The sequence below is a fragment of the Kribbella deserti genome, assembly GCF_042434725.1.
Lineage (GTDB): Bacteria > Actinomycetota > Actinomycetes > Propionibacteriales > Kribbellaceae > Kribbella > Kribbella deserti.
Genome location: NZ_JBHLTC010000067.1, coordinates 1 through 967 on the forward strand (window position 1 = coordinate 1; position 967 = coordinate 967).

The following is a 967-nucleotide window of genomic DNA, read 5'->3' on the forward strand; positions in this document are numbered from 1 at the left end:
TGCCGCCGGACATGGCCGATTGGCTGCCTGAGGATCATCTGGCGTGGTTTTTGATCGAGGTGGTGGGCGAGATGGACACCTCGGCGTTCCATTCGCGGCGGTCCAGGGCCCGGGCTCGTCAGGGGCGGGCTGGGTTCGATCCGGACATGCTGGTCACGTTGTTGCTGTATGGGTATGCGAACCGGGTGCATTCCTCGCGGCAGATCGAGCGGTTATGTGTGGTGGATGTGGCGTTTCGGGTGATTTGTGCTCAAGACGTGCCTGATCACACGACGATCGCGAGGTTCCGCGCCGAGCACGAGGCAGCGTTCACGGATTTGTTCACCCAGGTGCTGATCGTGTGTGGCAAGGCTGGTCTGGGCCGGGTCGGGTCGATCGCGGTCGATGGCACCAAGATCGCCGCGAACGCTTCGATCGACGCTAACCGCACCGAGGACAGGTTGCGGGCCGAGGCGGAACGGATCGTGGCTGCCGCGGCCGCGGTTGATGCCGACGAGGATGCGTTGTTCGGTGCCAAGCGTGGTGATGAACTGCCGCCAGGGATGTCGGGTCGTGGTGGTGGGCGGGTCGCCCGGATCCGTGACTGCCTGGCCCAGATCGACACCGAGACCACGCAGCGGACCGCGGCCCAGGCCGCGGCCGATGCCAAAGCCCTAGCGGTCGTTGAGGCTGCCCGGGACCGGGTGGAACGCGCCGAGAACAAAGCCAAGGACGCCACGGCCGGCTACCAGGCCCGCTGCGACGCCGACGGGCGCCGCCCCGGCGGCCGGCCCCCGGTCGCCGTCGACGACAGCCACGCCGTCCAGGTCGCCCGGGCCCGCCTCGCCAAGGCCGAACAACGCTTCGCCGAGCGCGAGGCCAGACTGCGCGCGGCCGAACAGGCTGCCGCGAGCACGCCGTCCAAGGGCCGCCCGCGGCGCAACGTCACCGACCCCGACTCGCGGATCATGCCCACCCGCAAAGGCTG

1 protein-coding gene is annotated in these 967 nt (G+C 69.0%); it reads left to right on the forward strand.

Annotated features, from left to right (window positions below; translation table 11 throughout):
- Nucleotides 1–71: 71 nt before the first annotated feature.
- Nucleotides 72–967: transposase (locus ACFFGN_RS36035; RefSeq protein ID WP_512700342.1), on the forward strand; the 896-nt coding region annotated here is incomplete at its 3' end.